Annotated in this window: 10 protein-coding genes and 1 tRNA gene; 4 read left to right on the forward strand and 7 right to left on the reverse strand. The window is 44.4% G+C overall.

The annotated features are described in order from the left end of the window. Window positions 1-14: 14 nt before the first annotated feature. Window positions 15-1,631 carry an ABC transporter substrate-binding protein gene (locus OXI21_RS00385; protein WP_279617568.1) on the reverse strand — a complete coding sequence of 539 codons (1,617 nt, stop codon included), beginning with the start codon at window positions 1,629-1,631 and terminating at the stop codon, window positions 15-17. Window positions 1,632-2,075: 444 nt separating this feature from the next. Here OXI21_RS00385 and OXI21_RS00390 point away from each other — a divergent pair, with 444 nt between their 5' ends. Then, a complete protein-coding gene (locus tag OXI21_RS00390; protein ID WP_279617569.1) occupies window positions 2,076-2,975 on the forward strand; it encodes a LysR family transcriptional regulator in 900 nt (299 codons plus the stop codon). A 292-nt stretch (window positions 2,976-3,267) separates the two neighbouring features. On the opposite strand, the gene cydB is transcribed toward OXI21_RS00390, so the two are convergent. Both cydB and OXI21_RS00400 read right to left on the reverse strand, forming a co-directional pair. Then, on the reverse strand, window positions 3,268-4,332 hold the full coding sequence (gene cydB / locus OXI21_RS00395; protein WP_279617570.1) for a cytochrome d ubiquinol oxidase subunit II: 1,065 nt from the start codon (window positions 4,330-4,332) through the stop codon (window positions 3,268-3,270). An 11-nt stretch (window positions 4,333-4,343) separates the two neighbouring features. Further along, complete coding sequence (locus OXI21_RS00400; protein WP_279617571.1) at window positions 4,344-5,699, reverse strand: cytochrome ubiquinol oxidase subunit I; 1,356 nt, start codon at window positions 5,697-5,699, stop codon at window positions 4,344-4,346. 295 nt (window positions 5,700-5,994) lie between these two features. On the opposite strand from OXI21_RS00400, the gene OXI21_RS00405 reads away from it, so the two are divergent. Both OXI21_RS00405 and OXI21_RS00410 read left to right on the forward strand, forming a co-directional pair. Further along, on the forward strand, window positions 5,995-6,891 hold the full coding sequence (locus OXI21_RS00405; protein ID WP_279617572.1) for a LysR family transcriptional regulator: 897 nt from the start codon (window positions 5,995-5,997) through the stop codon (window positions 6,889-6,891). Window positions 6,892-7,058: 167 nt separating this feature from the next. After that, complete coding sequence (locus OXI21_RS00410) at window positions 7,059-8,159, forward strand: glycerol dehydrogenase (protein ID WP_279617573.1); 1,101 nt, start codon at window positions 7,059-7,061, stop codon at window positions 8,157-8,159. A gap of 249 nt (window positions 8,160-8,408) precedes the next feature. Here OXI21_RS00410 and OXI21_RS00415 read toward each other — a convergent pair. Together OXI21_RS00415 and OXI21_RS00420 are read right to left on the reverse strand one after the other, a co-directional pair. After that, window positions 8,409-8,484 (reverse strand) — tRNA-Glu (locus OXI21_RS00415). 160 nt (window positions 8,485-8,644) lie between these two features. Then, window positions 8,645-9,247: a TetR family transcriptional regulator gene (locus tag OXI21_RS00420; RefSeq protein WP_279617574.1), complete on the reverse strand. Its 603-nt coding sequence runs from the start codon at window positions 9,245-9,247 to the stop codon at window positions 8,645-8,647. A 174-nt stretch (window positions 9,248-9,421) separates the two neighbouring features. Between OXI21_RS00420 and OXI21_RS00425 the strand changes: the two genes are divergently transcribed. Further along, window positions 9,422-9,931, forward strand: a complete 510-nt coding sequence (locus OXI21_RS00425) for an acyloxyacyl hydrolase (RefSeq protein ID WP_279617575.1) — start codon at window positions 9,422-9,424, stop codon at window positions 9,929-9,931. A gap of 198 nt (window positions 9,932-10,129) precedes the next feature. Here the strand turns inward: OXI21_RS00425 and lpdA are convergent, their stop codons facing one another. Both lpdA and odhB read right to left on the reverse strand, forming a co-directional pair. Beyond that, window positions 10,130-11,557 carry a dihydrolipoyl dehydrogenase gene (lpdA, locus tag OXI21_RS00430; RefSeq protein ID WP_279617576.1) on the reverse strand — a complete coding sequence of 476 codons (1,428 nt, stop codon included), beginning with the start codon at window positions 11,555-11,557 and terminating at the stop codon, window positions 10,130-10,132. 39 nt (window positions 11,558-11,596) lie between these two features. Then, window positions 11,597-12,784, reverse strand: a complete 1,188-nt coding sequence (gene odhB, locus OXI21_RS00435; protein WP_279617577.1) for a 2-oxoglutarate dehydrogenase complex dihydrolipoyllysine-residue succinyltransferase — start codon at window positions 12,782-12,784, stop codon at window positions 11,597-11,599. Between the last annotated feature and the right edge of the window lie 46 nt (window positions 12,785-12,830).

The following is a 12,830-nucleotide window of genomic DNA, read 5'->3' on the forward strand; positions in this document are numbered from 1 at the left end:
GGATTCTCCCTCCGTTATTGACTGTTTAGCTCAACTTGATTAAAGATATGCCGTGAAAGCGGATCCATAATATATCCCTTCACCTCTTTGCGAACGGGCATATAGACCATTGAGTGAGCAATCATCAGTGCAGGCGCCTCTTGATGCATAATGGCTTGCGCTTTTTGATAGAGTTCAATACGTTTTGCATGATCAGACTCTACTTTTGCATCATTGATCAGATCATCAAACTCTTTATGGCACCATTGTGAATAATTTGTCCCCGCTTTTACCGCATCACAACTCATCAACACGCTAAAAAAGTTATCAGGATCACCATTATCGCCAGACCAACCCATCAAGACCGTATCATGTTCACCTTGTCGAATACGATTGAGGTATTCACCCCATTCATAAGTCACAATTTTTGCTTTAACGCCAATTTTCGCCCAATCAGCTTGAATCATCTCCGCCATACGACGCGCATTGGGATTATAAGGACGTTGCACCGGCATTGCCCAAAGCTCAATTTCAATCGGTCCTACACCCGCTTTCTCCAGTAGTGCTTTTGCCCCTTCCGGATCGTAAGGATAATCTTCAATAGAATCGTTATATCCCCACATAGTGGGCGGAATAAAGTTTTTTGCCGGCTCCGCAGCCCCTTGGAAAACTGCCTCAATAATGGCGTTTTTATTCACAGCCATCGTTAGTGCTTGACGCACTTCTAGTTGATCAAGCGGTTTTTTATCCATATTAAAAGAGAGATAGCCAATATTAAGCCCTGCCATTTCATGGATTTCAATGGCCTCATTTTTTTTCATCTGCTCAAGATCTGCAAGGTTTGGAAATGGCATTGCATGACATTCCCCTTTTTGGAGTTTGGCATAACGTACCGCCGCATCGGGAGCAATCGTAATAACATATCGATTAAAACTCGGCTTATTCCCCCAAAATTCATCAAAACGCTGATATAAGATTCGCGAATCTTTCTGATATTGTTTAAAAACAAATGGCCCTGTACCAATCGGATCGAGATCAACCCGATTGGGAGTATTCGCTTTTAACATCGCATCGCCATATTCAGAGGACAAAATTGAAGCAAATGGCATTGCTAAATCAGCTAAGAATGGCCCCTCTGGCTGAGTTAAATAAAACTTAACGGTATAATCATCCACTCGTTCAATACGATCAATCAGCGTATCAAACCCCATACTATAAAAATATTGATACTGCCCGCCTGATACACCATTATAAGGATGCTCTTTATCTTTCTGACGCATAAATGAGAAGATCACATCATCAGCATTAAATTCTCGAGTCGGAGTAAAATCACGGTTACTGTGCCACTTCACCCCTTTTCGTAAATGGAATGTATAGATGAGCCCATCTTCACTCACATCCCATGATTCAGCAAGCGCAGGTAACACCTCGGTAGTTCCCAAATTAAACTCAACGAGCCGATTATAAACAGGTACCGCTCCCGCATCCATAGAGATGCCACTCGTTACCAACTGAGGATTAAAACTTTCAGGTGAGGCCTCTCCACAATAGACTAGCGTCTGCGCAGTTGCACTACTCAATACACCTAGCAGTCCAAGTCCAGCACCTAGTAACCATTTTTTAAATCGCCTTTGAAACCAAGATTGTTTCATAACAGGCGCACACTTCATATGATTTCCCAACATCGTAACCCCCTCCAAACCCATCAATTAATTAGGTGTTTTATTCTTATTCTTCTTACGGTTATATTATTTTTTATGCTCGTTTTATCTGATTGCCCAATTCTTATCAAGCACCGTTTACATTGGATATCTTTTAGTCAACTGTTTTTCATAATAATCGAGTTTTTAAAAAATAGCGATGTTTTTTTATATAACTCCTTATCTTCATAAATTCAGCGATGATGCTAATCTCTTTCTTACTAAAAATCTCCTCCTTAAATACCCATCTATACAAATATTTTCATTTACAGCCCTATTGAGATCAAAATTTGAGTCTTAATTCAAGGGTGATCAATGATTACTGACAATATTTTATAAAAATTGACAATTGAGCCAGTACCATAGAAATGTCGCATTTTTGGGAGACAAGGAGTTATGGAACCACGGCAATTACATTATTTTGTCGCAATTGCACAGTCGGGGAGCTTTTCGGCGGCTTCGAAAATATTGCATATTGCACAACCAGCACTGTCACGGCAGATTCAAAATTTAGAAGCAAGTCTTGGGATTGAACTCTTCGATCGGCATGCGCGCGGGGTGAGTTTAACGCCGGCGGGCTGTCAGTTTTTGAAAGATGTTAAGCAGATTATTAACCTAATCGAGGTGGCAAAAGATAAGGCCGTTCGCATCGACCGCGAAAAACGGGCAAGCATTAATATTGGCCTCTCGCAGCTCTATCTTCTATCAGGGAAAGCGCAACGAGACATAGAAGCCTTCCAAAAAGGACATCCCCATTTAACGGTGAACCTCTTTACCATGCGCTCAAGCGAACAGCTCATTGCGATAAAAGAGGGGCGACTTGATGCGGGGTTTGTCTTTTTCCGTCCGCACAATGATCCGCTTTTACAAGGGCACGCGCTCTATGAAGAACCGCTTAAAATTGCGACTCACAAAGATTCTTTTTTAGCGAAAAATCCGCCCCGCTCGCTCCGTGATCTTGAGTGTCATCCCTTTATTTGGGCCAAAAATAATGCGCTCTTTGATGAAATTATTACCCGCATTAATCAGCACGATTTTTATCCCGTTGCCCATCATCACGGCTATGATTACAACTCGGTATTAAACCTGGTGGCCGCCGATTTAGGCTACACCTTTGCCCCGGAAGTGACTCACATTAACAATCCCTTTATCCGCTATTTCCCGCTTGATGATCTTAATATTCAGCTCACCTTAGAATTTGTCTGGGCGAAAGATGTTGAAAATGATGATCTAAGCGCGATCTTACATACGTCTAAAATGATGCAAGGTGCATCGGCCTCGCTCCCACACCTTTAAATCTCTCTTTTCCCCCAAACTCCCGCATAAATTCCTCCCATAAAAAAAGCCCCTAACTTACGCTAGGGGCAAATTCATCGGTTTCATATACTAACACTCTACTAGGATGGTGTGCTTAAACCGACAAAGGACATAATAAATTTTGCGATTTTTACGAAGAGGTAGAGGGAAACAACTCCCCCCAACCACAAGATAACCATCCACCCAAGTTGGCTTTTGAAGCTACCTTGTTTCTCTTGCTCGTCAGTGTGCTCAATGTGAGCAGGATCAGTGTGATGATTTATACTCATAATTAATACCCTTCGCCTTCGCGTACTTTTCCGCGGAAGACATAGTAAATGTAAGCGGTATACGCTAATACTAGAGGAACGAAGATGAACGCGCCCACAATTGAGAAGCTAAGCGTTGATCTTGGTGCCGCCGCATCGAAGATCGTCACTTGGAAGGGAACGATGTACGGAAGTAAAAATCCGACTAATCCCACCGCACCAAGTACGGTCAATACCAGCGTAAACACAAACGGTTGCCAATGCGTATTTTCATTTTTAATCGAGCGCATTAAGATAAATCCAACGACGATCGCTAAGACATACGCCACTGCAAACACATAGATTTTCCAGATGTTCGCGTCTTTGAAGAGCTCACCCTTCCAATGAACGATGGTCCATACTAAGATGATGCTTGCAAGAACGAAGAACCCAACGGCAATCTTTTTCGCTAAGGTGCGAACGCGTGCTTGGAGGCGACCTTCGGTTTTCTTAATGAGCCAGGTTGATCCTAAAAGCGCATAGAAAACGGTTAAGCCAGCACCGGTTAAAATGGTAAATGGCGATAACCATGACCATGAACCGCCCGCCATGACGAGGTCTAAAGCACCTTTTGATACATAGCCTGCTGGCGCATTGACGGCTTCGCCTGCTGGAATGAACTCAAATCCTTGGATAAGCGCCCCTGCGATCACCCCTTGGAAAAATCCTGCAAAGAGTGAGCCATAGAAGAATGCTTTGTCCCAGATGTGACGTTTATCGTCGGAGGCTTTTCCTCTAAACTCAAAGGAGACACCGCGGAAGATAAGCGCCATCAGAAGCAGAATCACCGGGATATAGAGCCCCGATAACACCACCGCATAAGCAATGGGGAAAATACCGAAAAGTGCCGCACCACCAAGGATTAACCACGTTTCGTTACCATCCCATACCGGGCCAATACTGTTCATCACAGTGGTACGATCCGCATCCGTTTCAACAAACGGATACATCATACCTGCCCCAAGGTCGAAACCATCAAGGATAACGTAGATCGCAACTCCTAAGAGAATGATCCCCGTCCATAAAATTACTAAAGTATTATATTCCATTGTTGATCTCCTTATTTCTCTAAAGCTGGTGCTTCAGTGCTGTTTGGACCTTTACGTAAGATACGGAAAAGGAACGTGACACCGAATGCGAAGACTGTGAGGTAAGCAATCACAAAGAGCGTAAGAGAGATGGTTAGATCCGTTGCGGTATTGGTGAAGGAGTGCCCTTCCTCTACGCGCATTAAATGATACACAAGCCAAGGTTGACGACCAATTTCAGTCACGAACCAGCCCGCAAGTACTGAGATTAGTCCTGATGGACCCATCATCACCGCAAAACGTAAGAAACCAGGTTTCTCGCCAAGCGTTGATTTACGGCGTTGCCATACACCCCAAGCGCCTAACAGCACCATTAAGAATCCAAGGCCAACCATCACGCGGAATGACCAGAATACCCAACCAACCGGCGGACGATTCTCTTTAGGGAATTTTTTAAGGTGATCGACTTTACCATCTAAGCTGTGCGTTAACACTAAGCTCGCAGCATAAGGGATTTCGATTGAGAAGTGATTACGCTCATTTTCTTGATCCGGAATGGCAAAGAGGATAAAAGGCGTTGATTCACCGTCTGGAACAGGATCCCAGTGACCTTCGATAGCCGCTAATTTCTCAGGCTGATGGTCACGCACTTTAAGGCCGTGATAGTCACCGACCGCCACTTGGAATACCGATACCACTAAAAGCGCAGTTAAAGACATGCTAAGCATTTTCTTAACGGCTGCATTTTTGTTGCCTTTAAGCATATGCCATGCTGCAGTACCTGAAATGATTAAGGTCGCCGTTAAGAGCGCTGCCGTTAACATATGCACCATGCGCACAGGAAGCGACGCACTAAATAAGATCGCAAGCCAATCTTTTACCACCACAGCACCATCGACAATCTCAATCGCGCCCGATTCAAGACTAGGAGGCGTTTGCATGAAGCTATTGGATACCAAAATCCAGTACGCTGAAAAGGTCGTTCCTAATGCCACCATTGCTGTTGCAAAGAAGTGCATTTTAGGACTGACACGATTACGACCGAAGAGCATAATTCCTAAGAATCCCGCTTCTAAAAAGAACGCCGTTAAGACTTCATAAATTAATAAAGGACCCGTCACCGAGCCTGAAAATTTAGAGAATTCACTCCAGTTGGAGCCGAATTGGAACGCCATTACGACACCGGAGACTACACCCATTCCGAAGGCTACTGCAAAAAATTTCACCCAGAAATTATAGATATCCATATAGACCTGTTTTTTGGTCTTCAACCACAGTCCCTCTAGGGTAACAAGCCACATACCTAGACCGATTGTGATTGCTGGAAACAGGATATGGAATGAGACAGTAAACGCGAATTGGATACGCGCTAATAGGATTGCACTCATCGTATAAACACCATTTGTTATCAATCAAAAGACATAAATCAGCTACATATTCACTACTGATTATTCACCTATACTGTTTTGCGTCTGAATCAATTCATATACAAAACGGCACGGTTACTATATTAACAGATCTTCATCTACGACAATAATACCTTTATCTTAGAGGTGCTATAACAGTTTGGTATAGCTATATAAAATAGAGTAAAATTAATTAAGAAAGATCGTCAACGAACGATAAGGATAGTCAAGAATAAAAATAATAGGACTTTTTTTGGGGAAATTGAGGTATTAATTAATGGAAAATAGACAACTGCACTACTTTGTTGCCATCGCAGAATTAGGAAGCGTTGCCGCCGCATCAAGAACACTACATGTAGCGCAACCGGCATTAACCCGGCAGATTCAGAATTTAGAATCGCTCTTAGATGTGGAACTTTTCCATCGCCATTCGCGAGGTATGGAATTGACGCAAGCGGGGAAACAATTCTACCACGATGCAATCCGTATTATTCGCTCCATCGAGCGGGCAAAATCGCAAGCCGTGAAAGCCAATCAAGGGGACATCGGCTATCTTAAAATTGGGATTACGCCACAACATTTGTGGCTCACTGAAGTGCAACAACATCTAAGCGAGTTTCGTAAACAAAATCCCGATATTGCACTCAATATCTGTACCATGCATTCGCGTAAACAGATTATGGCGCTCCGCAATGGGGAGATTGATGCCGGCATTATGTTTATGCGCCCACAGGATGATAACGAATTTGGCGGTCGTTTTCTCTATCGTGAAACGATGCTGCTCGCGATCAATAAAGATTCGCGCTTTGCCCAACATCCACCCGAGCACCTCCATGAGCTCGCCGACGAACCCTTTGTTTGGTCGCCGGAAAGCCACGCCTTTGATCTTTATAAAATGGTGATCGATGAATTGCGTCGCCATGATTTTACCCCAACCATCGATCATGAAGGTTGCGACTATAACTCGATGCTAAGCCTCGTCTCTGCTGGCCCGGGCTACACCTTTGTACCTGCGGTGACCAAATACCTCAAAGTCTATAACGTGATGATGCATGAACTCCCTGAACTTAACGTTACCCTCGATCTCGAACTTGTGTGGCGTAAAGAGAATCAAAATCCGTGTCTCTCCCATTTTATTAAAAACTATAATCCGCAGATGACCCGCCTCACCTAACCTCATGAATCTAGATTAAAATATCAATAAAAAATCTCAATAAACATTAATATAAATTAAGATCTCAATGGCTTTGTTATCATTCTGAGACCTTAATCGTTATACTATAAAGATCGATTGAGCATTCGTTTGCTTAAAATGTATCCAACACAACTATAGGAGATTTTATGAGCACTATCCAGATTCAATCCCCTGCAAAATATATCCAAGGCCCCTACGAGATTACCAATCTCCCTACCTATTGCGAAGCCTACAGCGATCAAGAAGTGTTTGTTTTGATCGATTCATTTATCCTCAAAACCTACGGCGATACCATCAAGGAGAGCTTTAAAGACTCCACGCTCACACTCACCCTTGAAGAGTTTCAAGGTGAATGCAGTTATAACGAAATCCGTCGCGTACAAGCGATCGCTGAAAAGGGCAATTCCGGGGTCATTGTCGGTATTGGGGGCGGAAAGACCCTCGATGCGGCAAAATCCGTAGCATTTTATCTCAAAAAACCGATGATTATTGTGCCAACAGCCGCCTCAACCGATGCGCCCACAAGTGCAGTCGCGGTGATCTATACCGATAGCGGTGAAGTGGAAGATTATCTCTTCTTACCAGAAAACCCGAACGTTGTTTTAGTGGATACCGATATTATCGCAAAAGCGCCATCGCGCCTGCTCGTTGCGGGAATTGGGGATGCCCTAGCCACTTATTATGAAGCACGCGCCTGTCAAGCAGCCTATAAACCTACGATGACTGGTAAATTTGCCTCTAAAGCGTCGATGGCGCTCGCAGAACTCTGCCTTGAGACCCTCCTTGAAGATGGGATTAAAGCAAAACTCTCGGCCGATGCGGGTCATTCATCTCAAGCGCTTATGAACGTCGTGGAAGCCAATACCTATTTAAGCGGAATCGGTTTTGAAAGTGGCGGCCTTGCAGCAGCGCACGCGGTGCATGATGGTTTTACCATCTTGCCTGAAACTCATGAATACCTGCACGGGGAAAAAGTAGCCTTCGGTACGATCGTACAACTCGTGTTGGAAAATGCGGAGAGCGAAGAGATTGAGATGATTATCGATTTCTGCCAAGCACTCGATCTTCCAACCACGCTTGCGGAATTGGGTGTCACCGAAAATATCGAAGAGAAAGCGCTACTCGTTGCGAAAGAGAGCTTAAAAGAAGATAAAACCATGGGGAATATGCCCTTCCCTGTGACCGAAGAGCTCATTGCGAACGCCATTTTAGTCGCCGACCAACTTGGCCAGCGCATTATGCTGTAACGCACACAATGCTAAACGAGTCGATGCTAAGGGGATTTTATTAAATCATTTAAGCCGATCCCTTTAGTATCTGCACAAAACCACCGAGCCTTACCGATCTCTCGCTCATCGTACACGATCTAAGTAGCGACATTTCATCAAGGCTTGGTGGTTTTTTATTTTCTGTTTATTTTGTTTTTATTATTTCTTAAAACATATTCTTGAAATATGAAAAAAGCCTGATTAATTGCTTAATCAGGCTTTTAAAACTGGCGTCCCTACGGGGATTCGAACCCCGGTTGCCGCCGTGAAAGGGCGGTGTCCTAGGCCTCTAGACGATAGGGACTTCGTCGCGCTTTTCGGATTGCTCCGTCGAGCTGAGGATTGGTATATTACAAGTGAAGCCTAATATTGTCAAACCTTTTTCTGCTCTTTTTTATTGTTTGATTAATCATTGCGCGAAAGATCGATAGTTTCAATAAGTTACATCGTTTCCCGCGCGCTTTTTAACGCGCCGAATTTACTCCGAGTGTCTTTTCGATCTCCCATTTCATCTGTTTTCGAGCATCACTAACGCTTAATTGATTAATGTGGTGATTTGAAAGGGTCCCCATACCAAGTGATAACGAAATTAAACGCCACGCACAATGAGACATTGCCTCTTCAGTCGTCTCTTCGGTGATCCCCGCTTCCATGCCACGACGAATCTCATAGACAATCGCATCATGAAAATATTGAGAGATCTCATGAAATGCCTCCCCGATGAGCGGATCGGTCTGCGCTTCTAACCACACTTCAAGCCATAACTTATGATAGAGCGCTTTATCATCGTGAATAAGGTCTGCAAAGAGGCGTTTAATATTCTCGAGCGGAGAAAATCGGTGGCGATCGAGCTCATATTCGGCGCAAAACTTTTGATTATATTGGCATAGCGCTTCCCGCTTTAATTCCGAGGTGGATTTAAAATAGTGATGCACCAACCCCATCGAAACACTCGCCTCTTCCACGACGCTCCGAATCGTCAACTTGCCAAATCCATCACGCACAATCACGCGTTTTGCAGCATTAATAATCGATTGTTTCCGCTCTTCTGCGGGTAAATATGCCATATGCTCCACTCTTTTTACTCAATCTAACTCTTTATTGTACCTAAATTTAGTGCATAACGCCGGTTTGTCCACTCATTGTTAAATGATTGAATGTTTAATTTGAACGTAGGTTCAATTTGATTTATTATGATCCCCTTATCTTTATAATTTCAACCAAATCCCTAAAAATTATATATGAAACAACTTTCAATCATCGTTACATTACTGCTCTCGTCTTACGCCTCAGCGTGGGATTTTAGTGGCGCCGTAGGTTCAACCGGCGAAGGTCAAACCACGCTTCGAATCGGCGCAACAGACGCTTGGCAATCAGAATGGTTTGTCAGCGATAGTGGCCGTTTAACCGGTTATTGGGATGTCGGACTCACCTTTTGGGATAAAGGTAATTTTGATAAAACCCGCTACTCCATCAGTGCAAGCCCGGTACTTGTCTACGAATTTACCGGCAATAGCACCTATAAACCCTTTATCGAAGCCGGCATCGGTTTAGCTCTTTTTAGTGGCACAAAAGTAGGTGATCAAGATATGGGAAGCGCCCTTCATTTTGAAGATCGCATCGGTGCAGGGGTACGCATTAATAATCGCCACGTACTCGGTATCCGCGCAATACACTATTCAAACGCGGGCTTTAAAAAACCGAACCAAGGCATCGAAAGCTATCACCTCTATTATCGCTATCAGTTTTAACCAAAAAATCACCCTTACAACCATTGACTTGATTGACGATTCTGATAAAGAGTACGCTCGATCCTTCCTATTTTGATACGTTAGAAATCTCATCAATAAAAAAGCGTAAGCCAAATTCCTCTAAAGGAGTTCATGCTTACGCTTTTATTGTTAATTATTTGGTTTACTAAATATTAATACGTTTTTAGATGCCGAAACTTAACGGTTCATCATATGAATCGCACGTTTGTCGATTCCCATCGCCGCTTCCATTAACCCTTCTGCTAAAGTTGGGTGCGCATGGATTGTGCTGGCGATATCTTCAGCCGTTCCGCCAAACTCAATCACAATCACTGCCTCGTGGATTAATTCAGATGCATTTGGGCCCACAATGTGAGCGCCGAGGAGACGATCTGTTTTCGCATCTGCGATTAACTTCACTAAGCCGCCATCACGACCCATCGCTTTCGCGCGGCCTGAGGCTGCAAATGGGAAGGTACTCGTTTTAATCTCGATCCCTTCTTGTTTACACGCTTGCTCAGTTTTACCAACCCATGCAATTTCAGGATCAGTATAGATAACCCATGGAATGGCATTGTAATTAACCCGTGCATATTGTCCTGCAATACGCTGTGCTACCGCGATCCCTTCTGCCGATCCTTTGTGTGCAAGCATTGGGCCGCGCACTAAGTCACCAATCGCCCAAATGCCGGGGATATTGGTGGAGCAATCATCATTCGCGTGAACGAAATTACCATCCATTAAGAGATCAACCGCTGGGTCAACAATGTTGTCAGTATAGGGTTTACGGCCAACGGCAACGAGAAGATAATCAAATTTCTCTTCGTGCTCGCCTTTCGCATCTTCGTAGATGACCGTAACGGTTTTCTTCGTCGATGAAGTGGATTTAACGCGCGCACCTAAACGAATGTCTAAGCCTTGTTTTTTGAAATGACGCGCCGCTTCTTTAGAGGCATGCATATCTGCCGCCGCTAAAAACTCGTCCATCGCTTCAAAGATCACCACTTCAGCGCCTAATCGGCCCCAAACGCTCGCCATCTCAAGCCCAATAACGCCCGCACCAATCACACCTAAACGTTTTGGTACTTCCGTTAAGTTAAGTGCACCCGTTGAATCGATAATGCGTGCATTATCCACCGGCGCTGCTGCGATATCCACCGGAACTGATCCCGTGGCTAATACCACATCTTTCGCGCTGTAGGTCTCAACCTTGCCTTCGTGATCAGTAACTTCTACCTGTTTTTCCACAAGCAGTTTACCGGTACCTTGAAGCCAATCGACTTTATTAGCTTTAAAGAGCATCGCGATACCGCCGGTTAATTGGCTAACGATGCCATCTTTATTACCAATCATCTGTTCAACATCAATGCCGACGCCACCCACTTTAACACCGTGCGTTGCAAATTCTTCTTTTGCGGTGCTGAAGTGATGCGATGATTCTAAAAGTGCCTTTGATGGGATACAGCCTACGTTTAAGCAGGTTCCGCCTAACGCTGGTTTACCATCTTTTCCGATCCATTTTTCAACGCAAGCGGTTTTAAGCCCGAGTTGTGCTGCACGGATAGCCGTGACGTAGCCGGCGGGACCCCCACCGATTACGATTACATCATATTCTTTTTTAGCCATAGTCTAAAAAATCCTTTAGTACTGTGTGACGGTCTTTAATTAGAGTTCTAAAAGCATGCTTGCTGGATCTTCGAGCGCTTCTTTGATCGCCACTAAGAAACCAACCGCTTCTTTACCGTCAATAATTCTGTGGTCGTATGAGTGCGCAACATACATCATTGGCGCAATCACGATTTCACCATTTTCAGCGATAGGACGCTCATAGGTTTTGTGCATACCTAAGATACCGCTTTGAGGTGGGTTAATGATCGGTGTAGACATCATTGAACCGAACACACCACCGTTAGTGATGGTGAATGTACCGCCGGTCATCTCTTCGATAGTGAGCGTACCTTCTTTCGCTTTAGTTGCATATTCGATGATCTGTTTTTCGATCTCTGCAAAGCTTAATTGGTCTGCATCACGGATAATTGGCACCACTAAACCGCGAGGCGATGATACCGCAACCCCGATATCGAAATAACCATGATATACGATGTCGTTACCGTCGATCGATGCGTTCACCGCTGGGTATTTCTTAAGCGCTTCAACCGCTGCTTTGATGAAAAATGACATGAAGCCTAAGCGCACATCATGAGTTTTGGTGAATTGATCTTGATACTTTTTACGCATCTCCATCACAGGACGCATGTTGATTTCGTTGAACGTTGTGAGCATTGCTGTCGTGTTCGACGCTTCTAAGAGGCGCTCTGCAATACGTGCACGGAGACGTGTCATTGGCACACGCTGCTCAACGCGCTCACCTTGAGGAATCGCTGCTGCTGGGGCTGCTGCCGCTTTTGGCGCTTCTTTCTTCGGTGCTTTTTGTGCGTTTAAGAAGTTTTCGATATCTTCTTTAACGTGACGGCCGTTTTTACCGGTCGCTGGGATTTGCGTGATGTCGAGATTGTTCTCTTCCACTAAACGGCGAACCGTTGGTGACATCGCTGCATCATCGGCGCTCTCAGCTACAGGCGCTTCCTCTTTTGCTGCAGGCGCTGCGGCTGCTTCACCGGCTTCGATCACCGCTAAAACAGTCCCTTCAGTTACGTCTGTCCCTTCTTCAACTAAGATCTCTTTGATCGTACCGCTAACCGTTGCAGGTACTTCGAGCATTACTTTGTCGGTTTCAAGATCAACGAGGTTATCGCCTTCTTCAACAAAATCGCCCACACCTTTATGCCATGCTGCTAAGGTCGCATCTGCTACCGACTCAGGTAAAACAGGAACTTTGATTTCTGTACTCATGTTGGATTTTCTCCTACTAAAAATAGTTCTTAAATGGTTATTTTAA

This window comes from Ignatzschineria sp. RMDPL8A, from assembly GCF_029815055.1.
GTDB lineage: Bacteria > Pseudomonadota > Gammaproteobacteria > Cardiobacteriales > Wohlfahrtiimonadaceae > CALZBJ01.

What these genes read in the sequence shown, in the direction of transcription:
- OXI21_RS00385 (WP_279617568.1), bottom strand. Translation starts at nt 1,631, where the DNA reads ATGAAACAATCTTGGTTTCAAAGGCGATTTAAAAAATGGTTACTAGGT.
- OXI21_RS00390 (WP_279617569.1), top strand. Translation starts at nt 2,076, where the DNA reads ATGGAACCACGGCAATTACATTATTTTGTCGCAATTGCACAGTCGGGG.
- cydB (WP_279617570.1), bottom strand. Translation starts at nt 4,332, where the DNA reads ATGGAATATAATACTTTAGTAATTTTATGGACGGGGATCATTCTCTTA.
- OXI21_RS00400 (WP_279617571.1), bottom strand. Translation starts at nt 5,699, where the DNA reads ATGAGTGCAATCCTATTAGCGCGTATCCAATTCGCGTTTACTGTCTCA.
- OXI21_RS00405 (WP_279617572.1), top strand. Translation starts at nt 5,995, where the DNA reads ATGGAAAATAGACAACTGCACTACTTTGTTGCCATCGCAGAATTAGGA.
- OXI21_RS00410 (WP_279617573.1), top strand. Translation starts at nt 7,059, where the DNA reads ATGAGCACTATCCAGATTCAATCCCCTGCAAAATATATCCAAGGCCCC.
- OXI21_RS00420 (WP_279617574.1), bottom strand. Translation starts at nt 9,247, where the DNA reads ATGGCATATTTACCCGCAGAAGAGCGGAAACAATCGATTATTAATGCT.
- OXI21_RS00425 (WP_279617575.1), top strand. Translation starts at nt 9,422, where the DNA reads ATGAAACAACTTTCAATCATCGTTACATTACTGCTCTCGTCTTACGCC.
- lpdA (WP_279617576.1), bottom strand. Translation starts at nt 11,557, where the DNA reads ATGGCTAAAAAAGAATATGATGTAATCGTAATCGGTGGGGGTCCCGCC.
- odhB (WP_279617577.1), bottom strand. Translation starts at nt 12,784, where the DNA reads ATGAGTACAGAAATCAAAGTTCCTGTTTTACCTGAGTCGGTAGCAGAT.